This is a genomic window from Bacillus sp. BACIII (assembly GCF_057836745.1).
In genome coordinates, this window is sequence record NZ_CM174437.1 from 297,045 (window position 1) to 317,334 (window position 20,290).

Genomic DNA, 20,290 nt, shown 5'->3' on the forward strand with positions numbered 1-20,290 from the left:
TCCTTTTTTGGCACTTTTCACTGTATATACCAGTGTATCATAACAGCCTGAGGCTCGTCTTTCCATTCAATCGATAATCGTGGTATGATAGGAACTAGGATTCTCGCGGAATGGAGGAGAAACGTTGTCTGACGGCAAAAAAACCAAAACGACAGTAAACATTTACGGCCAGCACTTCACCATTATCGGGGAAGAAAGCAAAGCGCACATGCGTCATGTGGCCGGAATGGTTGATGATAAAATGAGAGAAATCAACGAGAAAAATCCATATCTTGATATAAATAAGCTCGCTGTTTTGACTGCGGTCAATGTCGTGCATGATTATATGAAACTGCAAGAAAAATATGAATTACTGGAGCGGCAGCTTAAAGAAAAGGAATGAACACCATATGATAGATATCATCATCTTAGTTTTGCTCTTGATGGGCACATTGCTTGGATTGAAAAGAGGATTTATCCTCCAATTTATATATTTAACGAGTTTCATCCTCTCGATTGCGTTTGCGGCGCTTTTTTACAAAAATCTGGCCCCGCATTTAAGTTTTATACCCGCGCCTGATTTTTCCGGCGGGCAGTCGGCTCTTTCTTTTATTAAAGGAAACGTAGAGACCGCTTATTACAACGCGATCGCGTTTGTCATTTTGTTTATCATTGCAAAGATTCTGCTTCGGATTATCGGAGCGGCGCTTAATATCATCGCAAGCATTCCGGTCATAAAACAGATCAACAAACTGCTTGGCGGGGTGCTCGGGTTTGTGGAAGTCTATTTATTTGCGTTTATCCTGTTATACGTCGCATCCGTACTGCCGGTAAGCACGCTTCAGGATATGCTCGCACAATCGACGCTTGCAAATATCATCACGCATCATACGCCGTATCTGTCAGGGCTTCTGCAAGAACTGTGGGCCCAGTATGGGGCATAAAAAACTTCTCTTGACCGGAGAAGTTTTTTTCAAGCTCTGCGTCAGTTGTGCCGGAGAAGAAAAATTTGTATGATGAAAAGCAGGAAACGACTGGGGGTTAACAGTATGCATAAAAAAGATATCATCAGGCTGCTTGAAACGATTGCGGTCTATATGGAACTGAAAGGGGACAACCCGTTTAAAATATCAGCCTTCCGAAAAGCGGCAGCGGCGCTTGAGCAGGATGACCGCAGCCTGTCGGAAATCGACGACATGATGTCTTTATCCGGAATCGGAAAAGGCACCTACGGCGTCATTCGTGAATATATGCAGGAAGGTGTGTCCAGCACGCTTCTCCAATTGCAGAAAGAAGTCCCGGAAGGCTTGGTTCCTCTTTTGAAGCTTCCGGGCCTCGGCGGCAAAAAAATCGCCAAGCTGTATCAGGAGCTTGGCGTTCATGATGCGGAATCGCTGAAAGAAGCATGCGAGCAGCAAAAGGTGCAAGGGCTCGCCGGTTTCGGAAAAAAAACGGAGGAGAAAATCCTTCAGGCTCTCGGAGAAGCAGGAAAACAGCCGGAACGTTTTCCAATAGGCTATGCGCTCAGCATTGCTTCAGTCATTGAAGAACATTTGGCCCGGCTGACGGATATTCAGAAATATTCCCGGGCCGGCAGTCTCAGAAGAGCGCGGGAGACTGTAAAAGATCTCGATTACATTATTGCTACAGATCATCCGAAGGCTGTCAGAGATCAGCTTCTGTCCCTGCCGAACGTAAAAGACGTGATAGCGAGCGGGGATACAAAGGTATCAGTTATCCTGACCTTTGAATATGAGACGAGTGTGGATTTCCGGCTTGTGACAGAGGAGCAGTTTGCGACCACACTGCATCATTTTACCGGCTCTAAAGATCACAACATTAAGATGCGCCAGCTGGCGAAAGAGCGCGGCGAACGGATCAGCGAATACGGGGTAGAAACCATAGAAACGGGAGAAGTCAAAACTTTTCCGAGTGAAGAAGCCTTTTACGCCCACTTCGGTCTGCCGTTTATTCCTCCGGAGCTCAGAGAAAGCGGGCAGGAGGTCGACACGTACCTGGAAGAAACAGACCTTGTGGAGCAAAAAGCGATAAAAGGCGATCTCCACATGCACTCAGCCTGGAGTGACGGCGCTTTTTCCATCAGGGAAATGGCAGAAGCGTGTATGGCAAAAGGCTATCAGTACATGGCGATCACCGACCATTCCCAATATTTAAAGGTAGCCAACGGGTTAACGGCCGAACGGCTCAGAAAACAAGCGGAAGAAATTGATGCGTTAAACGCTGAGTTTGAAAACTTTCATATTTTTAAAGGCGTAGAAATGGACATTCTCCCCGACGGTTCGCTTGATTATGATGACAGTGTGCTGTCTGAAATGGATCTTGTCATCGCATCCATTCATTCAAGCTTCAGCCAGCCGGAGCATGTCATTATGAAACGGCTGGAACAGGCGCTGACGAATAAGCACGTGGACATTATCGCCCACCCGACGGGCCGCCTGATCGGCAGACGGGCCGGCTATGAAGTCGACATCGACATGCTGATTGAGCTCGCAGCCAAAACAAATACGGCGCTTGAGCTGAATGCAAACCCCGCGCGCCTCGATTTACGGACTGAGCATCTGATCAAAGCAAACGAAAAAGGCGTGACTTTGGTCATTAATACGGATGCCCATAATATAGAGATGCTCGATGACATGAAAACGGGCGTGACCGCTGCGCGCAAAGGCTGGACTGAAACAAAGCATGTGTTAAACGCCCGGCCGTTACATGAGGTCAAAGCATTTCTGACACGCAATGATTAAGTAAGGAGGACCATAAAACCGTGCAGCAAAAAGTGTTATCATCACTTGAATTTCATAAAGTAAAAGAACAGATTACCGCTCATGCCGCCTCATCGCTCGGCCGGGAAAAGCTTCTGCAGCTGAAGCCTTTGACGGATCTCGCCGACATCCAAAAACAGCTGGATGAAGTCGAAGAAGCATCCGCGGTCATGCGCTTAAGAGGCCATGCTCCGTTCGGCGGGCTGACCGATATAAGATCGGCTTTGCGGCGGGCGGAAATCGGCAGTGTGCTGACTCCGGCGGAATTTACCGAATTGTCCGGGCTGCTGTATGCCGTTAAACAAATGAAGCACTTTATCAGCCAAATGACAGAAGACGGCGTCAGCATTCCGCTGATACAGGCCCATGCAGAAGAACTGATTACATTGGGCGATTTGGAAAGGGAGATTAACTCCTGCATTGATGATCACGGCGAAGTGCTTGATCATGCATCTCCCGCCCTAAGAGGAATCCGGACGCAGCTCAGGACGCTTGAATCAAGAGTGAGAGACCGGCTTGAATCGATGCTGCGTTCATCTTCCGCTTCAAAAATGCTGTCTGACACCATCGTTACGATCCGGAATGACCGCTTTGTCATTCCGGTCAAACAGGAATACAGATCAAGCTACGGCGGAATCGTGCATGATACATCTTCATCCGGTGCGACGCTTTTTATTGAACCTCAGGCGATCGTAGATATGAACAACTCGCTTCAGCAGGCGAAGGTAAAAGAAAAACAGGAAATCGAACGGATTCTCCGGATGCTGACGGAGCATACGGCTGAACACACACATGAAATCGCTAAAAATGTAGAAGTGCTGCAGACATTGGATTTCATTTTCGCCAAAGCGAGATACGCAAAAGCGATGAAGGCGACAAAACCATTCATGAACGGAGACGGCTTTATCCGTCTCAAAAAAGCGCGCCATCCGCTGCTGCCCCAAGATCAAGTCGTCGCCAACGATATTGAACTGGGCGGAGATTATTCAACGATCGTCATCACGGGCCCGAATACGGGCGGTAAAACCGTTACGTTAAAAACACTCGGGCTGCTGACGATAATGGCGCAGGCAGGATTGCACATACCGGCTGATGAGGGATCGGAAGCCGCCGTATTTGACAATGTGTTTGCCGATATCGGAGATGAACAGTCGATCGAACAAAGTCTGAGTACATTTTCATCCCACATGGTCAATATCGTCAGTATTTTAAAAGAAGTGTCTGAAAACAGTCTTGTGCTGTTTGATGAACTCGGTGCCGGAACAGACCCGCAGGAAGGGGCGGCGCTTGCCATGAGCATTCTTGACGAAGTCCACCGGACAAACGCCAGAGTGCTTGCGACAACCCATTATCCGGAACTGAAAGCATACGGATATAACCGGCAAGGCGTCATGAATGCCAGCGTTGAATTTGACATTGAAACGCTTTCGCCTACCTATAGGCTCCTGATCGGAGTACCGGGCCGAAGCAACGCATTTGAAATTTCAAGACGCCTCGGCCTGCCGGAGCATATTATCGGCCAGGCGAAGTCAGAAATGACCGCCGAACACAACGAAGTCGATCTGATGATCGCATCGCTTGAAAAAAGCAAAAAAAGAGCGGATGAAGAGCTTTCTGAAACCGAATCAATCAGAAAAGAAGCAGAAAAACTGCACAAAGAGCTTCAGCAGCAAATCATTGAGCTGAACGCCCAAAAAGATAAAATGATGGAAGAAGCCGAACAAAAAGCGGCGGAAAAACTGGAAGCCGCCGCAAATGAAGCCGAACAGATCATCCGCGAGCTCCGGTCCATCAAGCAAGAACACAGATCCTTTAAGGAACACGAGCTGATTGATGCCAAAAAACGTCTCGGAGACGCGATGCCGGCTTTTGAAAAATCAAAGCAGCCGGAAAGAAAAACAGAGAAAAAACGCGAGCTGAAGCCGGGCGACGAAGTAAAGGTGCTCACATTCGGACAAAAAGGGGCGCTGCTTGAAAAAACCGGCGAGAAAGAATGGAACGTCCAAATCGGCATCCTCAAAATGAAGGTGAAGGAAAAAGATCTCGAGTTTCTCAAATCGGCTCCTGAACCGAAAAAAGAAAAAGCAATCACCGCCGTAAAAGGGAAGGATTATCACGTATCCCTTGAACTTGACCTCAGGGGGGAGCGTTACGAAAACGCCCTCAGCCGCGTCGAAAAATATTTAGATGACGCGGTGCTTGCCGGCTATCCGAGAGTGTCCATCATTCACGGAAAAGGCACGGGTGCCCTCCGCAAAGGGGTGCAGGATCTTCTGAAAAACCACCGCAGCGTGAAAAGCTCGCGGTTCGGGGAAGCGGGAGAAGGAGGATCAGGCGTAACGATTGTCGAACTAAAATAAAAAGGGAGAAAACGTCATGAATGCTTTTTGGGAAAATGAGCTTGTTGAAATCGCGGCTTATTACAGTGTGGCCGTCTTGTGTCTCGTCATTTTTCTGACCGTGTTTGAATTGGTGACATCCTATAAAAACTGGGTGGAAATTCAAAAAGGCAATCTTGCGGTGGCGATGGCGACCGGAGGGAAAATTCTCGGTATCGCGAATGTCTTTCAGCACAGCATCGCCCAGCATAATTCGCTTTTGCAAATGATCGGCTGGGGCGTATACGGATTTATTATGCTTTTAATCAGCTATTTTATCTTTGAATTTCTGACGCCCCGGTTTAAAATTGATAAAGAAATCGAAAAAGATAACAGAGCTGTCGGCTTTATTTCATTTGTCATCTCAGTCGGCCTGTCATTTGTGGTGGCCGCCGGGATTTAAGGGGACGGGGAAAAATGGAGAAGCTTGCGAAAGTGCTGCTGTCGGCAGCGGGAATTTTTCTGTTCATCGGACTTATTTATCTGGTCATGACATCTTAATACGGAAAAAAGGCTGCCGAATTGAGATCGGCAGCCTTTTTTATTGAGAATACCAATTGATGCACATCGTATCAGAGCAAATGACGGCTTCCCAATTCATGGCGCGGATAACAGACAGCATGTTTTGGTCTTCCATGAGAAAGAGTGTTGTGAAAGAATCGTACATACTCATAAAAGCGGCGCGCCGCTTTACATCGGCAATCATCATGTCAGCCTGCAGCAGTCCGCATACATCCGAAGGCGACGTTTGCTTGAGCGAAAATAGGCCTTCCGCTTCGATCGGCTCATAAAAAGTGCAGCGCTCAATGCCTTTTGAACGAAACACGTCCAAGAGTCCCGGTATTAAAAATGGCGAAGTGACATCATCGCTCGGCAAGTACAGATCGGGATGATGAAGCCGTTTTAACAGCTCGGCGGATTCAGGCTGTGCACATTCATCCCGAAGTGCCATGACAGCGGTCATCAGCGCAAGCGCGGTCTCTTTTTCAGAGCGCAGTCCGCAGACGGTCATGGCGGTTTTCCAGGAAACGGGTCTGCCCATCGCAAGGATTTCTTCATCACTCGGATAAATATGCTCAAAAGGCCGCTTGCGCTTTTGCTTTTCCCACCCATCCGGCATTCGGACAAAGGGATGAAGCAAAAAGGCGGCTGAAGTAAACGGCTTCGGCAGCTGGCGCAGGATAGGAACTCCCTCTTCAAAATGCATCGTTTCCAGCAAACTCAACACCTCCTGAACCCGAAAATAACATGAAACGCTTTCCAATTCCAATCAGCCTTCTGCTATAATAATAGCGTATAGGAAAACAGAAGGGAGAGGTTTTATGCAGTCTGAAAAGCCATGGCTTTCTCAATATCCCGAAGAGATTCCGCATGAGCTTGAATTTACCGGTCAAACCCTGCCATCCAATCTGACAAACTCCGCAGCTCAATTCCCGAACCATACCGCCATTTATTTTCTCGGAAAAAAACTCACATTCCAAGACGTTCTCACAGATTCATTAAAGCTAGCCGCTTTTTTACGTAAAACAGGCCTGAAAAAAGGCGACAGAGCCGCCATTATGCTGCCCAATTGTCCGCAGTCGGTCATCGCATTTTACGGCGTATTGTTTGCCGGGGGCATAGTCGTTCAGACCAATCCTCTCTACACGGAACACGAGCTTGAGTATCAGCTGCAAGACAGTTCGCCGCGCGTGATCATCACCCTCGATATGCTGTTTCCGAAGGTGATAAAAATGAAAACGTTGTCAATCGTTGAACGCATTATTACAACCAGTATCAAAGACTTTTTGCCGTTTCCGAAAAATATGCTTTATACACTCACGCAAAAAAAACAGGTGCATATCGATTATGACGGACATGAACAGATTCACAGCTTAGCGGACATTTTAAAAAATGAAAAAGCGGAGAAGGCGGAGGAATTTGATATTGATCCTGAGCATGACATCGCCGTGCTTCAATACACGGGCGGAACAACCGGCTATCCGAAAGGCGTCATGCTCACGCACAAAAACATTCAGGCCAATACAGAAATGGGCGCCGCCTGGATGTACAAAATGAAAAAGGGAGCCGAAAAAGTGCTCGGCATCGTACCTTTTTTTCATGTGTACGGATTAACCGCCGTGCTGAATTTCTCCATCATGCAGGGGTGTGAAATGATTCTGCTTCCTAAATTCAATCCCTTGGATACCTTGAAAACAATCGACAGGCAAAAGCCGACAGTTTTTCCGGGAGCTCCGACGATTTACATTGGGCTTTTGCATCATCCGGAACTGAATCAATATGATTTGTCCTCCATAAAAAGCTGTCCGAGCGGTTCAGCGGCGCTGCCGGTCGAAGTCAAACAGAAATTTGAAAAAGTGACCGGCGGAAAGCTTGTGGAAGGCTACGGATTATCCGAAGCATCACCGGTGACCCATTCAAATTTCATTTGGGGAAAAAATAAGCCCGGCAGCATCGGCTGTCCCTGGCCCAATACCGACGCCGGAATCTATTCAGAAGAAAAAGGCGGGCTTGCGGAGCCGTATGAACACGGCGAGCTGATCGTAAAAGGCCCGCAGGTTATGAAAGGTTATTGGAACAGGCAGGAGGAGACGGCCCGGGTCATCAGAGACGGCTGGCTGTTTACCGGTGACATGGGATATATGGATGAGGAAGGATTTTTCTACATCGCCGACAGGAAAAAAGACATCATCATTGCCGGGGGATACAACATTTACCCTCGTGAGGTGGAAGAGGCGCTGTATGAGCATGAAGCCGTTCAGGAAATCGTCGTAGCGGGCGTGCCTGATTCCTATAGAGGGGAGACGGTGAAAGCATTTATCGTTTTGAAAAAAGGTGCCGAAGCGGATGCCGATGAGCTTGATGCGTTTGCCAGAGAGCGGCTTGCGCCGTACAAAGTCCCGAAGCTGTACGAATTCAGAAAAGAGCTTCCGAAAACGGCCGTCGGAAAGATATTAAGAAGGCGTCTGGTCGAAGAGGAAGATGCTTCCCATGTAAACAAGGTGCCTTAAAAGAAAAACTTGACAAAACCGGGAATCCTTTTTATCATGAAGTTATGAATGAATGGTCATTCATTTATTGAAGGAAGGAACGATGACATTGAACCAAAAACGGCCAAAGTATATGCAGATCATTGATGCAGCAGTAGAAGTCATAGCGGAAAACGGCTATCACCAATCACAGGTGTCCAAAATCGCCAAGCAGGCCGGCGTTGCGGACGGCACCATCTATTTATATTTCAAAAACAAAGAGGATATACTCATTTCTCTTTTTAAAGAAAAGATGGGCCAGTTCATTGAACGCATGGAAGAAGAAGTGAAAGAAAAAACGACGGCAAAAGAAAAACTCGCTCTCGTCATTAAGCAGCACTTCACACTGCTCGGCAATGACCGCCACCTCGCGATTGTGACCCAGCTTGAGCTCAGACAGTCGAATATCAAGCTGCGCCTGAAAATCAATGATATTTTAAAAGGTTATTTAAACATGCTGGACACCATTTTGACCGAAGGAATCGAGTCGGGCGAATGGAAAGACAATCTCGACGTCCGCCTCGCCCGGCAGATGATATTCGGGACGATAGATGAAACAGTGACAACATGGGTGATGAACGATCAGAAATATGATCTTCCGGATTTGTCAGACAAGGTATTGGAACTGTTGGTGTCAGGGATTCATCAAAACTAAAGGGGGTTGACGGATGAACAGTCTTTCAGTGGCGGTTGAACAATCTGTCGCGGTGATCACTATCAATCATCAGCCGGCCAACGCGCTGTCCGGCGCGGTTTTAGCTGAATTATCCGGTCTGTTCGACCGGTGTGAAACAGATGACAGCGTCAGAAGCATCATCATTCGCGGTGAGGGGAAATTTTTTTCGGCGGGCGCCGATATAAAGGAATTTACGTCGCTTGATGATCTTGAGCAATCTTCTGCCATGGCGGATAAAGGCCAGCAGCTGATGGAAAGAATTGAAGGGTTTCCGAAGCCCGTTATCGCGGCGATTCACGGCGCTGCGCTCGGCGGCGGTCTGGAGCTTGCCATGGCCTGCCATATCAGAATCGCCACATTGGATGCAAAGCTCGGCCTGCCCGAGCTGAATCTCGGCATTATTCCGGGCTTTGCCGGGACGCAGCGTCTGCCCCGGTACGTCGGAACGGCGAAAGCGCTTGAGATGATCGGCACTTCAGAACCTGTGACCGGAGAAGAAGCGCTCAGCCTCGGGCTTGTCACAATAGGCGCCGAAAATGAAGAGGAGCTGCTGGAAAAGGCGAAAACGCTAGCGGGCAAGTTTGCGGAAAAAAGCCCGCAGTCGATGGCTTCCCTGCTTGAGCTTCTTTATTCAAACAAAGTCTATTCTTATGACGGCGGCTTAAAGCTCGAAGCAAAGCGCTTTGGGGAAGCATTTGCATCAGAAGACGCAAAAGAAGGCATTCAGGCATTTCTCGAAAAAAGAAAGCCTCAATTCGGTGGGCGAAGATAAAGGGGATAAGAATATGAATCTATTTGTACTGATGAAACGGACGTTTGACACAGAAGAGAAAATCGTCATTGAAGCAGGAAAGATTCAGGAGGACGGAGCCGAGTTTATCATTAATCCGTATGATGAATACGCCATTGAAGAAGCGATTCAGCTGAAAGAAGAGCATGGCGGAACCGTTACCGCCGTAACCGTCGGCGGAGAAGATGCGGAGAAAGAACTCCGCACTGCTCTTGCGATGGGGTGCGACCAGGCGGTGTTAATCAATATTGAGGATGACCTGAGCGATCCCGACCAATACTCCATTTCCACGATCTTATATCACTATTTCAAGGACCGGGAATATGATCTGATTCTCGGCGGAAATGTCGCGATCGACGGCGGTTCCGGCCAAGTGGCGCCAAGACTTGCCGAGCTGCTGAACATTCCTTGCGTCACCACGATTACAAAACTGACAATCAGCGGTGATGAAGCTGTGGCAGAGAAAGACAACGAAGGGGATACCGAGGTCATTAAAACCTCACTTCCTTTAGTCATCACGGCACAGCAAGGCTTAAACGAGCCGCGCTATCCGTCGCTTCCGGGCATTATGAAGGCGAAGAAAAAACCGCTGGAAGAGCTTGAGCTCGATGACCTCGGAATTGATGAGGATGATGCTGCACCGAAGCTCAAAACGATCGAACGTTTTCTGCCGCCGCAAAAAGAAGCGGGCAAACTGATCGAAGGAGAAGCCGCTGAGCAGGCGAAGGAGCTTGTCTCACTGCTGAGAAAAGAAGCCAAAGTCGTATAAACCGATATTAAAGAAACTGGGGGATGTCAGAATGGGAAAAAAAGTGATCGTACTCGGAGAAATTCGTGACGGCGCCTTACGGAACGTCACCTTTGAAGCCATAGCCGCAGGCAAAACCATTTCCGGCGGAGGAGATGTCATCGGCGTGCTGTTGGGAAAAGGCGCGGCTGATGCAGCATCAGAACTCATTCAGTACGGAGCCGACAAGGTATTTACGGCCGATGCACCGGGGCTTTCTCAGTATACGGCGGACGGATACGCCGCGGTTCTCGGAGATCTGATCGAAAATGAAAAGCCCGATGCGGTTATTTTCGGCCATACTTCTATGGGAAAAGATTTGTCACCGAAGCTTGCGGCCCGGTTTGAAACGGGGTTGATTTCAGACAGCACGGATGTAAGCGTTACCGGAGACAACATCGTTTTTACAAGACCGATCTATTCCGGCAAAGCCTTTGAACAGGTGATTTCAACCGATCCTTTCATCTTGGCGACAATCCGTCCGAATAACATTCAGGCATTAGAAAGAGATGCAAGCCGCTCGGGTGATATTGAAGAGCTTGCGGCCCCGCCGGCAGATTTGCGGACGGTCATTGAAGAAGTAGTTAAAAAAACAGCGGACGGCGTGGATTTATCAGAAGCGAAAATCATCGTTGCGGGCGGCCGCGGTGTAAAAAGCAAAGATGGGTTTGAACCGTTAAAAGAACTTGCCGAAGTGCTGGGAGCAGCGGTGGGCGCTTCGCGTGGCGCGTGTGACGCGGACTATTGCGACTATTCTCTTCAAATCGGCCAGACGGGCAAAGTCGTTACACCTGATTTGTATATTGCCTGCGGGATTTCCGGAGCGATTCAGCACTTGGCGGGGATGTCAAACAGTAAAGTGATCGTTGCCATCAACAAAGACCCGGAAGCGGAAATATTCAAAATAGCGGACTACGGAATTGTCGGCGATTTGTTCGAAGTGGTTCCGCTCCTGACCCAGGAATTTAAAAAGGCCAATATTCATTCATAACCAAAACCCTCTGGCTTCATTTGTCAGAGGGTTTTGGTTTGTGATGATTGGTTCGTATAAATTATCTATTATCAAAATAATAGATTGACATGTACGAACCAATATAATAAGCTTTCTGTAAAGCGCTTACATAATTATCCTTTCAGCATATATCCCAGATACATAGATTGGCTGTAGTGCTTTCATTCTTATTAAGAAAGGAATGATCAAGTATGTCTCACAATACGGCAGTCATTCAAACGGATATCACACGGGGAACCATTAACAAAAACATATACGGACATTTCGCGGAACACTTAGGAAGAGGCATATATGAGGGCATCTGGGTCGGAAAAGACTCCGATATCCCGAATACCGGCGGAATCAGGACGGATGTCGCCTCCGCCCTCAAACAGCTCCAGATTCCCGTTCTCAGATGGCCCGGCGGCTGTTTTGCTGATGAATATCATTGGGCAAACGGCGTAGGAGAACGCAAAACCATGCTGAATACCCATTGGGGCGGAACGATTGATTCAAACGAATTCGGCACGCACGAATTTATGATGCTTTGTGAACTGCTCGGCTGCGAACCGTACATCGCCGGAAACGTCGGCAGCGGAACGGTTAAGGGAATGGCTGATTGGATTGAATACATGACGTTTGAAGCGGGCACACCGATGTCCGACTGGAGAAAGGAAAACGGGCGGGAAAAACCGTGGAAGCTCAAATATTTCGGTATAGGAAATGAGAACTGGGGCTGCGGCGGAAACATGCATCCTGAGTATTATGCCGATCTTTACCGGAACTTTCAAACCTATGTCCGCAATTACAGCGGGAATGAAATCTATAAAATTGCCGGCGGTGCGAATGTCGACGATTACCGCTGGACAGAAACATTAATGAAAAAAGCCGCTGATCTCATGGACGGGCTGAGCCTGCATTATTACACAATACCGGGCGACTTTTGGAAGGGAAAAGGATCAGCGACGGAGTTTACGGAAGATGAATGGTTCATCACGATGAAAAAGGCGGCCCATATGAATGAATTGATTACAAGGCACAGCGCCATTATGGATCAATACGATCCGGAAAAAAGAGTCGGTCTGATCATTGATGAATGGGGGACGTGGCTTGACCCTGAGCCTGGCACGAATCCTGGCTTTCTGTATCAGCAAAATACGATCCGCGACGCACTTGTCGCCGCCACGCATTTTCACATTTTTCATCAGCACGCAGACCGTGTGCAGATGGCCAATATCGCGCAAACCGTCAACGTGCTTCAGGCAATGATCCTGACAGAAGGGAAAAATATGCTGCTGACGCCGACATATCATGTATTTGATATGTTTAAGGTTCACCAGGACGCTTCTCTTTTGGCCGCAGAAACAAAAGCGGCCGGATACGAATGGAAAGACGGCAGGCTCCCGCAAGTCAGTATTTCCGCCTCCAAACAGCAAAACGGAGACATCCATATCAGCATGTGCAATATCGATCATCTGCACAAAGCTGACGTGAAGATTGAACTGCGGGGCATGAAAAAGACAGGGAAGCCTTCCGCGACGATTCTGCATGCTGAAAAAATGAATGCCCACAATACATTCAGCAGCCCTGAAAACGTCAAACCGAAGCCGTTTTCCGGGTTTACGCAGAAGGGCGGAAACCTGGAGGCGGAGCTTCCTCCAATGGCGGTTGTATTAATCACGCTGCCGGCGGGTCCATCTTAAGTTTTGAACGCCTGCTGACCGGTTATCATACATTCTATAAATAAGATTATTTTCGGCGTGTTCGGGAGAAAATAATATAAGCATTAAATTAGCATGAACGAATGGGAGATGCTATACTAAAAATCATCATTTGACAATTGGAGGAATAACAAATGGCTATCGTAAAAGCAACTGATCAATCGTTCTCAGCTGAAACAAGTGAAGGTGTCGTATTAGCTGATTTCTGGGCTCCTTGGTGCGGACCTTGTAAAATGATCGCGCCCGTTCTTGAAGAGCTTGATCAAGAAATGGGAGACAAACTGAAAATCGTCAAAATCGACGTGGATGAAAACCAAGAAACTGCCGGTAAATACGGCGTCATGAGCATCCCGACACTTCTTGTGTTAAAAGACGGAGAAGTGGTTGAAACATCTGTCGGCTTCAAACCGAAAGAAGCCCTTGAAGAGCTTGTAAACAAACATCTGTAAGCCGAAAGTTTCCGTTACGGCTGCGGCAGGGCGATTCCTTTAAAAGGGATCGCCTTTTTTGATCTTCCAAAAGCTGAGAATGGAGAAAAACAAATGTTCGTGATACACTGAATGGACACAAGAAATGAATGTAAGGAAGGGTAACGTATGAATAAACAACTGAAAGAAAAGCTGGCCCTCCTTCCCGATCAGCCGGGCTGTTATTTAATGAAAGACCGTCAAAAAACAGTCATCTACGTGGGGAAAGCGAAAGTGCTGAAAAACAGGGTGAGATCCTATTTCACCGGTTCTCACGATGCAAAAACCCAAAGGCTTGTGACGGAGATTGAGGACTTTGAATATATCGTGACTTCCTCCAATCTTGAAGCGCTTATTTTGGAAATGAATCTGATTAAAAAATACGATCCGAAATACAATGTCATGCTGAAAGATGATAAAACCTATCCCTTTATTAAAATCACCCATGAACGCCATCCGCGGCTTATTGTCACCCGCAATGTCAAAAAAGACAAAGGGCGCTATTTCGGCCCGTACCCGAATGTACAGGCGGCGCGGGAAACGAAAAAACTGCTGGACCGCCTTTATCCGCTCAGGAAGTGCTCAAATCTTCCGGACCGCGTCTGTCTCTATTACCATCTCGGACAATGCCTCGCTCCATGTGTAAAGGATATTTCTGAGGAGACAAACCGCGAGCTTGTGGAAGACATCACCCGCTTTTTAAAGGGAGGACATAACGAGGTCAAAAAAGAGCTTGAAGAGAAAATGGCAGAGGCGGCGGAAAAGCTTGAATTTGAACGGGCTAAAGAATTCCGCGATCAGCTTGCTTACATCGAATCGACGATGGAAAAGCAGAAAATGACCATGAATGACCTTCTGGACCGCGATGTGTTCGCTTATGCGTACGATAAAGGCTGGATGTGCGTTCAAGTCTTTTTCATACGCCAAGGAAAGCTGATCGAACGCGATGTCAGCATGTTTCCGATGTACCAGGAAGCGGATGAAGAATTTCTGACCTTCATCGGCCAGTTCTATTCGAAAAACAATCACTTTCTGCCCAAGGAAATTCTGGTGCCTGACAGCGTTGACAGGGACATGATCAGCGAGCTTTTGGAAACCGCCGTGCATCAGCCGAAAAAAGGCCCGAAAAAAGAACTGCTTCTGCTTGCGCACAAAAACGCGAAAATCGCCCTGCGGGAAAAGTTCTCATTAATCGAGCGGGATGAGGAACGGTCAATCGGAGCAGCCGAACGGCTCGGCGAAGCATTGAACATTTACACGCCGCACCGGATTGAAGCGTTTGACAACTCCAATATTCAAGGCACAAACCCTGTATCGGCCATGATTGTCTTTATTGACGGAAAACCGAATAAAAAGGAATACCGCAAATATAAAATCAAAACCGTAACAGGGCCTGACGATTACGGATCAATGAGAGAAGTCGTCAGAAGAAGATATTCGAGGGTGCTCCGCGAAAATCTCCCGCTGCCGGATTTAATCATCATTGACGGCGGAAAAGGGCAGATTAACGCGGCGCGCGACGTGCTTGAGAATGAGCTCGGCCTTGATGTCCCGGTAGCGGGATTGGCGAAAGATGACAAACACCGAACATCCAACCTTCTGATCGGCGACCCGCTTGAACCGGTATTTCTGGAGCGGAACAGCCAGGAATTTTACCTGCTCCAGCGCATTCAGGATGAAGTTCACCGTTTTGCGATCAGCTTTCACAGACAGATCCGGGGAAAAAGCGCCTTTCAATCCGTATTGGATGATATCCCGGGGATCGGCGAAAAACGCAAAAAAATGCTCTTAAAGCATTTCGGTTCTGTCAAAAAGATGAAGGAAGCAAGTCTTGACGATATCAAAAAAGCCGGTGTGCCGGCTGCGGCCGCTCAGCTGCTGTTTGAAAAATTGAAAAAATAGTATTGTGCTTTTCTGAAAAGTCTGCTAGAATGTGAACTAATTTCATAAGATCGTGTTATATGGTGAAGATAGAGGTGCGAACTTCAATAGTATGCCTTTGGAGAATGATGGATTCTGCGAAAAAGGCTGAAAGGGGAGTTCGCCGAAGTGAAACACATCCCATCGGTGTGCTTTGCTGGCTTTGCATTAAATAAATGTAAAGCTGTCAAGAATTCATTTTCTTGGAGGGCTATCTCGTTGTTCATAATCAATCGTAATGATATGAAAAAGCAATGAGAGCTATTCCTCTCATTGCTTTTTTTATTGTGGACACAACGCTCTTTTCTCCTCACCCGCACGAACCAAAATGTAAAGGGTGGTCTAGTATGGGTCTTATCGTACAAAAATTCGGAGGCACTTCCGTCGGCTCTGCCGAAAAAATTCAAAATGCCGCAAATCGCGCCATTGCTGAAAAGAAAAAAGGCCATGACGTCGTAGTCGTCGTTTCGGCAATGGGAAAATCAACCGACGCGCTCGTTAATTTGGCGGCGGAAATGACATCTGAGCCAAGCAGACGCGAGATGGATATGCTTCTGTCTACGGGAGAGCAGGTCACGATTTCGCTTTTGGCCATGGCGCTTCAGGAAAAAGGATATGACGCCGTCTCTTATACGGGCTGGCAGGCGGGTGTCCGCACGGAGGCTGTCCACGGCAATGCGAGAATTACGGATATTGATATCACCGCAATTCAGGCGCAGCTTGCAGAAGGCAGGATTACAGTTGTCGCCGGTTTTCAGGGAGTAACGGAAAACGGCGGCATCACGACGCTCGGACGGGGCGGTTCCGATACGACGGCGGTCGCTCTTGCCGCAGCTTTAAAAGCGGATAAATGCGACATTTACACGGATGTTCCGGGCGTGTTTACGACAGATCCGCGGTACGTCCGGTCAGCGAGAAAACTGGCGGGAATTTCTTACGATGAAATGCTGGAGCTTGCAAATCTCGGAGCGGGTGTTCTGCACCCGCGGGCGGTTGAGTTCGCGAAAAACTACCAAGTGCCTTTGGAAGTGCGGTCAAGCACGGAACATGAAGCTGGAACATTAATTGAGGAGGAATCATCAATGGAGCAGAATTTAATCGTCAGAGGAATTGCATTTGAAGACCAGATTACAAGGGTGTCCGTTACTGGCCTGACAAGCGGGCTGACAACACTTTCAACAATCTTCACTGCGCTGGCGAAACGAAACATCAACGTTGACATCATTATTCAGACACAAGCGGACAATGGGGAAGCAGACATTTCTTTCTCAGTGAAAACGGAAGATTCCGCGCAAACGGTCGCTGTGCTTGAAGAATATAAAAACGCGCTTGACTATGAAAAAATTGAAACTGAAAGAAAGCTGGCGAAAGTATCCATTGTCGGATCAGGCATGGTCTCTAATCCCGGCGTCGCCGCGGACATGTTTGCCGTACTGGCGGAAAAAAATGTACAAGTCAAAATGGTCAGCACATCTGAAATAAAAGTATCAGCGGTTGTCAGTGAAAATGATATGGTGAAAGCCGTCGAAGCGCTTCATGATGCGTTTGAGCTTTCTAAACAGCCGTCTGCCGTATAAACGGGCAGGCAAAAAGGCGGGACTTTTAAGTCACCGCCTTTTTTCAATTATACAGGGTCCTTCATATCCCATTTCACGGTCAGGACGACTTTATCCGCTCTCTTTTTGACCTGTTCATAAGATTCTGCAATTTGATCGTTCATCAATTGAATCTGTTCGGCTATAAAACCGGCTTCAAGCTGAAAACAAGGCTCTTTCTGGTGTTTGAGCCTGCTGGAAACGAGCGGTCCTTCCAGTTCAAATTCCAGCTCTTGCTTTTTTGATCCTGTGTTTGTCAAAGTTCCCCAGCCGGCTTTTTCAAAAAAGGCGGGGATTTCTTCCCATGATTGAAGAGGAAATTTGCGGGCGAGGCGTTTCCCCGCCCAATACATCATGGATGAATGCTCCGGGCCGAGGATATCCGGAAGCACGATTTCCCGGATTAATTCGTAGCCGTATGCGCTGACGCCGAGTTCAGTTAAAGGTTCTAAAGCTGCTTCATAATTATTCTTCATATTATGTATTCCCCTCTCTCCTTCGTTTATTATAGCTTAAACAGGGGGGAGGATTACAGGATGATCCTATAAAACACGTGAAAAAAAGTGAGAAAGGTATTGCAGGAAAATAAAATTTTCACGTCAAATAATCAATTCCGAAAATTATAATTTATGTACACGTTTTCTTGACGCCCTTTTGAGGGAGGAGTAAAATGAAATTGTCAATAAATTTTAATAAAGTGCTTACAATTGAAACGAAGTGGGGGCAGAGATTTTAGCACATTTCGCACTTAAATCAAACAGGGGGTAAAGTAATGTCTGGGAACAGAGAGTTTTATTTTCGAAGATTGCATTCCTTGCTCGGTGTGATTCCGGTCGGCATCTTTTTGATCCAGCATTTAGTCGTCAACCAATTTGCCGCAAGGGGAGCGGATGCGTTTAACAAGGCGGCCGGCTTTATGGACAGTCTGCCGTTCAGGTATGCGTTAGAAATTTTTATTATTTTCTTACCTTTAATTTATCATGCGGTTTACGGTGTGTACATAGCATTTACTGCGAAAAACAACGCTGGCCACTACAGCTATTTCAGAAACTGGATGTTTGTGCTTCAGCGTGTCACCGGTATTCTCACCCTTATTTTCGTCAGCTGGCATGTGTGGCAGACGCGGATTGCCGCACAGATGGGCGCTGAAGTCAACTTCGATATGATGGCGAATATTCTGAGCTCGCCGTTTATGCTCGGATTTTATATTGTAGGCGTTTTATCAGTCATTTTTCACTTTTCAAACGGCTTATGGTCTTTTGCGGTCACATGGGGGATCACGGTCACGCCGCGTTCTCAAAGAATTTCGACTTACGTGACGCTGATTATATTTTTAGCGCTTTCATACGTGGGTCTAAAAGCGATTTTTGCGTTTGTGTAAGAGAACTAGATTACTAGAGGGAGAGGGGCTATCATGAGTCAATCAAGCATTATCGTAGTCGGCGGGGGTCTTGCCGGCCTCATGGCGACAATTAAAGCAGCGGAATCAGGCACGGCCGTTAAATTGTTTTCCATCGTTCCGGTCAAACGCTCTCACTCGGTCTGCGCGCAGGGCGGGATAAACGGAGCTGTCAACACAAAAGGGGAAGGAGACTCTCCGTTTGAGCATTTTGATGACACGGTTTACGGAGGCGACTTTTTAGCAAACCAGCCGCCTGTAAAAGCGATGTGTGAAGCGGCGCCGTCCATTATCCACTTATTGGACCGCATGGGGGTTATGTTTAACAGAACGCCGGAAGGGCTCTTGGACTTCCGCCGTTTCGGGGGTACACAGCATCACAGAACCGCATACGCGGGAGCGACGACAGGTCAGCAGCTTCTTTACGCACTGGACGAGCAGGTGCGCAGATATGAAGTGGCGGGTCTCGTTACAAAATACGAAGGCTGGGAATTCCTCGGCGCCGTTCTTGACGATGAGCGCACGTGCCGCGGTATCGTAGCCCAAAATCTGACCAATATGCAAATCGAGTCATTCCGTTCTGACGCCGTTATTATGGCGACGGGAGGACCCGGAATCGTATTCGGCAAATCAACAAACAGCATGATCAACACGGGATCTGCCGCATCAATCGTTTATCAGCAGGGCGCTTACTACGCTAACGGAGAATTTATTCAAATTCACCCGACTGCCATTCCCGGAGACGATAAACTCCGTCTGATGAGTGAATCGGCGCGCGGCGAGGGCGGAAGAGTCTGGACGTATAAAGACGGAAAACCTTGGTACTTCCTTGAGGAAAAATATCCGGCTTACGGAAACCTTGTGCCGCGGGATATTGCGACACGCGAAATCTTTGACGTGTGCGTGAACCAGAAGCTCGGCATCAATGGAGAAAACATGGTGTATCTCGATCTTTCGCACAAAGATCCGAAAGAGCTTGACGTTAAGCTCGGCGGCATTATCGAAATCTATGAAAAATTCATGGGTGATGACCCGCGCAAGCTTCCGATGAAAATTTTCCCTGCCGTTCACTATTCAATGGGCGGCCTGTGGGTTGATTATGATCAGATGACAAGCATCCGCGGACTGTTCGCGGCGGGTGAATGTGATTATTCAATGCACGGAGGAAACCGTTTAGGGGCAAACTCTTTGCTTTCCGCCATCTACGGAGGAATGGTTGCCGGTCCGAATGCGGTGAAATATGTTTCCGGACTTGAAACATCGGCTGAAGATCTGTCTTCTTCATTATTTGATTCCTATGTGAAAAAAGAAGAAGAAAAATGGGCAGACATCATGAAGATGGACGGCGATGAAAATGCCTACGTGCTTCACCGTGAACTCGGAGAATGGATGACGGCCAACGTAACGGTGGTCCGCCACAATGACAAGCTTTTGAAAACGGATGATAAAATCCAAGAGCTGATGGAACGCTTTAAGAAAATCAATATTAATGATACGACAAAATGGAGCAACCAAGGGGCGATGTTCACCCGCCAGTTCTCCAATATGCTTCAGCTTGCCAGAGTCATCACGCTCGGCGCATACAACCGAAATGAAAGCCGGGGAGCGCACTATAAACCGGATTTCCCTGAAAGAAATGACGATGAGTGGCTCAAAACGACAATGGCTAAACATGCCGGTCCGTTTGAAGCTCCGGAATTTGAATATCAGGATGTCGATGTATCACTGATTGCGCCCCGTAAACGCGACTACTCGAAGAAGAAGGTGGCGAAATAATC

At 47.7% G+C, this 20,290-nt stretch carries 18 protein-coding genes and 1 riboswitch; of the genes, 16 read left to right on the forward strand and 2 right to left on the reverse strand.

Annotation, left to right across the window (positions count from 1 at the left end):
- Nucleotides 1-124: 124 nt before the first annotated feature.
- From zapA to ACXN9U_RS01655, 5 genes are all read left to right on the forward strand, one after another.
- Nucleotides 125-382, forward strand: a complete 258-nt coding sequence (gene zapA / locus ACXN9U_RS01635; protein WP_016938650.1) for a cell division protein ZapA — start codon at nt 125-127, stop codon at nt 380-382.
- 7 nt (nt 383-389) lie between these two features.
- The gene (locus tag ACXN9U_RS01640; RefSeq protein WP_060964604.1) at nt 390-923 is read left to right on the forward strand and encodes a CvpA family protein; all 534 of its coding nucleotides are present in this window, start codon (nt 390-392) and stop codon (nt 921-923) included.
- A 105-nt stretch (nt 924-1,028) separates the two neighbouring features.
- Nucleotides 1,029-2,741, forward strand: a complete 1,713-nt coding sequence (gene polX, locus ACXN9U_RS01645) for a DNA polymerase/3'-5' exonuclease PolX (RefSeq protein ID WP_060964605.1) — start codon at nt 1,029-1,031, stop codon at nt 2,739-2,741.
- 20 nt (nt 2,742-2,761) lie between these two features.
- On the forward strand, nt 2,762-5,119 hold the full coding sequence (locus ACXN9U_RS01650; RefSeq protein ID WP_060964606.1) for an endonuclease MutS2: 2,358 nt from the start codon (nt 2,762-2,764) through the stop codon (nt 5,117-5,119).
- Between the two features lie 16 nt (nt 5,120-5,135).
- Nucleotides 5,136-5,540 (forward strand): DUF350 domain-containing protein, encoded by a 405-nt coding sequence (locus tag ACXN9U_RS01655; RefSeq protein ID WP_003152541.1) that lies wholly within the window; start codon nt 5,136-5,138, stop codon nt 5,538-5,540.
- A 138-nt stretch (nt 5,541-5,678) separates the two neighbouring features.
- Here the strand turns inward: ACXN9U_RS01655 and ACXN9U_RS01660 are convergent, their stop codons facing one another.
- Nucleotides 5,679-6,356 carry a DUF2711 family protein gene (locus ACXN9U_RS01660; RefSeq protein ID WP_060964607.1) on the reverse strand — a complete coding sequence of 226 codons (678 nt, stop codon included), beginning with the start codon at nt 6,354-6,356 and terminating at the stop codon, nt 5,679-5,681.
- Nucleotides 6,357-6,459: 103 nt separating this feature from the next.
- Between ACXN9U_RS01660 and ACXN9U_RS01665 the strand changes: the two genes are divergently transcribed.
- From ACXN9U_RS01665 to ACXN9U_RS01705, 9 genes are all read left to right on the forward strand, one after another.
- Nucleotides 6,460-8,148 carry an AMP-binding protein gene (locus ACXN9U_RS01665; RefSeq protein WP_060964608.1) on the forward strand — a complete coding sequence of 563 codons (1,689 nt, stop codon included), beginning with the start codon at nt 6,460-6,462 and terminating at the stop codon, nt 8,146-8,148.
- Nucleotides 8,149-8,236: 88 nt separating this feature from the next.
- Entirely contained in the window at nt 8,237-8,821 is a 585-nt protein-coding gene (gene fadR / locus ACXN9U_RS01670; protein WP_014470798.1) for a fatty acid metabolism transcriptional regulator FadR, read from the forward strand.
- A gap of 13 nt (nt 8,822-8,834) precedes the next feature.
- Nucleotides 8,835-9,614 carry an enoyl-CoA hydratase gene (locus ACXN9U_RS01675; protein WP_016938656.1) on the forward strand — a complete coding sequence of 260 codons (780 nt, stop codon included), beginning with the start codon at nt 8,835-8,837 and terminating at the stop codon, nt 9,612-9,614.
- A gap of 13 nt (nt 9,615-9,627) precedes the next feature.
- Nucleotides 9,628-10,401 (forward strand): electron transfer flavoprotein subunit beta/FixA family protein, encoded by a 774-nt coding sequence (locus ACXN9U_RS01680; protein ID WP_060964609.1) that lies wholly within the window; start codon nt 9,628-9,630, stop codon nt 10,399-10,401.
- A gap of 31 nt (nt 10,402-10,432) precedes the next feature.
- Nucleotides 10,433-11,410 (forward strand): electron transfer flavoprotein subunit alpha/FixB family protein, encoded by a 978-nt coding sequence (locus ACXN9U_RS01685; RefSeq protein WP_060964610.1) that lies wholly within the window; start codon nt 10,433-10,435, stop codon nt 11,408-11,410.
- Between the two features lie 212 nt (nt 11,411-11,622).
- Nucleotides 11,623-13,113: an alpha-N-arabinofuranosidase gene (locus tag ACXN9U_RS01690; RefSeq protein WP_060964611.1), complete on the forward strand. Its 1,491-nt coding sequence runs from the start codon at nt 11,623-11,625 to the stop codon at nt 13,111-13,113.
- A gap of 152 nt (nt 13,114-13,265) precedes the next feature.
- The gene (gene trxA, locus ACXN9U_RS01695) at nt 13,266-13,580 is read left to right on the forward strand and encodes a thioredoxin (protein ID WP_003152560.1); all 315 of its coding nucleotides are present in this window, start codon (nt 13,266-13,268) and stop codon (nt 13,578-13,580) included.
- Between the two features lie 147 nt (nt 13,581-13,727).
- The gene (gene uvrC, locus ACXN9U_RS01700) at nt 13,728-15,500 is read left to right on the forward strand and encodes an excinuclease ABC subunit UvrC (protein WP_016938660.1); all 1,773 of its coding nucleotides are present in this window, start codon (nt 13,728-13,730) and stop codon (nt 15,498-15,500) included.
- Nucleotides 15,501-15,561: 61 nt separating this feature from the next.
- Nucleotides 15,562-15,740: riboswitch (Lysine riboswitch) on the forward strand.
- A gap of 125 nt (nt 15,741-15,865) precedes the next feature.
- Nucleotides 15,866-17,095 carry an aspartate kinase gene (locus ACXN9U_RS01705; protein WP_060964612.1) on the forward strand — a complete coding sequence of 410 codons (1,230 nt, stop codon included), beginning with the start codon at nt 15,866-15,868 and terminating at the stop codon, nt 17,093-17,095.
- Between the two features lie 47 nt (nt 17,096-17,142).
- On the opposite strand, the gene ACXN9U_RS01710 is transcribed toward ACXN9U_RS01705, so the two are convergent.
- Nucleotides 17,143-17,589: a YslB family protein gene (locus tag ACXN9U_RS01710; RefSeq protein ID WP_016938662.1), complete on the reverse strand. Its 447-nt coding sequence runs from the start codon at nt 17,587-17,589 to the stop codon at nt 17,143-17,145.
- 296 nt (nt 17,590-17,885) lie between these two features.
- Between ACXN9U_RS01710 and sdhC the strand changes: the two genes are divergently transcribed.
- Together sdhC and sdhA are read left to right on the forward strand one after the other, a co-directional pair.
- Nucleotides 17,886-18,494: a succinate dehydrogenase cytochrome B558 gene (sdhC, locus tag ACXN9U_RS01715; protein WP_003152571.1), complete on the forward strand. Its 609-nt coding sequence runs from the start codon at nt 17,886-17,888 to the stop codon at nt 18,492-18,494.
- A 33-nt stretch (nt 18,495-18,527) separates the two neighbouring features.
- Nucleotides 18,528-20,288, forward strand: coding sequence for a succinate dehydrogenase flavoprotein subunit (gene sdhA / locus ACXN9U_RS01720; RefSeq protein ID WP_003152573.1), 1,761 nt, complete (start codon nt 18,528-18,530; stop codon nt 20,286-20,288).
- Nucleotides 20,289-20,290 lie beyond the last annotated feature (2 nt).

What these genes read in the sequence shown, in the direction of transcription:
- ACXN9U_RS01710 (WP_016938662.1), bottom strand. Translation starts at nt 17,589, where the DNA reads ATGAAGAATAATTATGAAGCAGCTTTAGAACCTTTAACTGAACTCGGC.
- polX (WP_060964605.1), top strand. Translation starts at nt 1,029, where the DNA reads ATGCATAAAAAAGATATCATCAGGCTGCTTGAAACGATTGCGGTCTAT.
- ACXN9U_RS01655 (WP_003152541.1), top strand. Translation starts at nt 5,136, where the DNA reads ATGAATGCTTTTTGGGAAAATGAGCTTGTTGAAATCGCGGCTTATTAC.
- ACXN9U_RS01685 (WP_060964610.1), top strand. Translation starts at nt 10,433, where the DNA reads ATGGGAAAAAAAGTGATCGTACTCGGAGAAATTCGTGACGGCGCCTTA.
- ACXN9U_RS01640 (WP_060964604.1), top strand. Translation starts at nt 390, where the DNA reads ATGATAGATATCATCATCTTAGTTTTGCTCTTGATGGGCACATTGCTT.
- sdhA (WP_003152573.1), top strand. Translation starts at nt 18,528, where the DNA reads ATGAGTCAATCAAGCATTATCGTAGTCGGCGGGGGTCTTGCCGGCCTC.
- uvrC (WP_016938660.1), top strand. Translation starts at nt 13,728, where the DNA reads ATGAATAAACAACTGAAAGAAAAGCTGGCCCTCCTTCCCGATCAGCCG.
- ACXN9U_RS01675 (WP_016938656.1), top strand. Translation starts at nt 8,835, where the DNA reads ATGAACAGTCTTTCAGTGGCGGTTGAACAATCTGTCGCGGTGATCACT.
- trxA (WP_003152560.1), top strand. Translation starts at nt 13,266, where the DNA reads ATGGCTATCGTAAAAGCAACTGATCAATCGTTCTCAGCTGAAACAAGT.
- ACXN9U_RS01680 (WP_060964609.1), top strand. Translation starts at nt 9,628, where the DNA reads ATGAATCTATTTGTACTGATGAAACGGACGTTTGACACAGAAGAGAAA.
- ACXN9U_RS01705 (WP_060964612.1), top strand. Translation starts at nt 15,866, where the DNA reads ATGGGTCTTATCGTACAAAAATTCGGAGGCACTTCCGTCGGCTCTGCC.
- ACXN9U_RS01690 (WP_060964611.1), top strand. Translation starts at nt 11,623, where the DNA reads ATGTCTCACAATACGGCAGTCATTCAAACGGATATCACACGGGGAACC.
- sdhC (WP_003152571.1), top strand. Translation starts at nt 17,886, where the DNA reads ATGTCTGGGAACAGAGAGTTTTATTTTCGAAGATTGCATTCCTTGCTC.
- ACXN9U_RS01665 (WP_060964608.1), top strand. Translation starts at nt 6,460, where the DNA reads ATGCAGTCTGAAAAGCCATGGCTTTCTCAATATCCCGAAGAGATTCCG.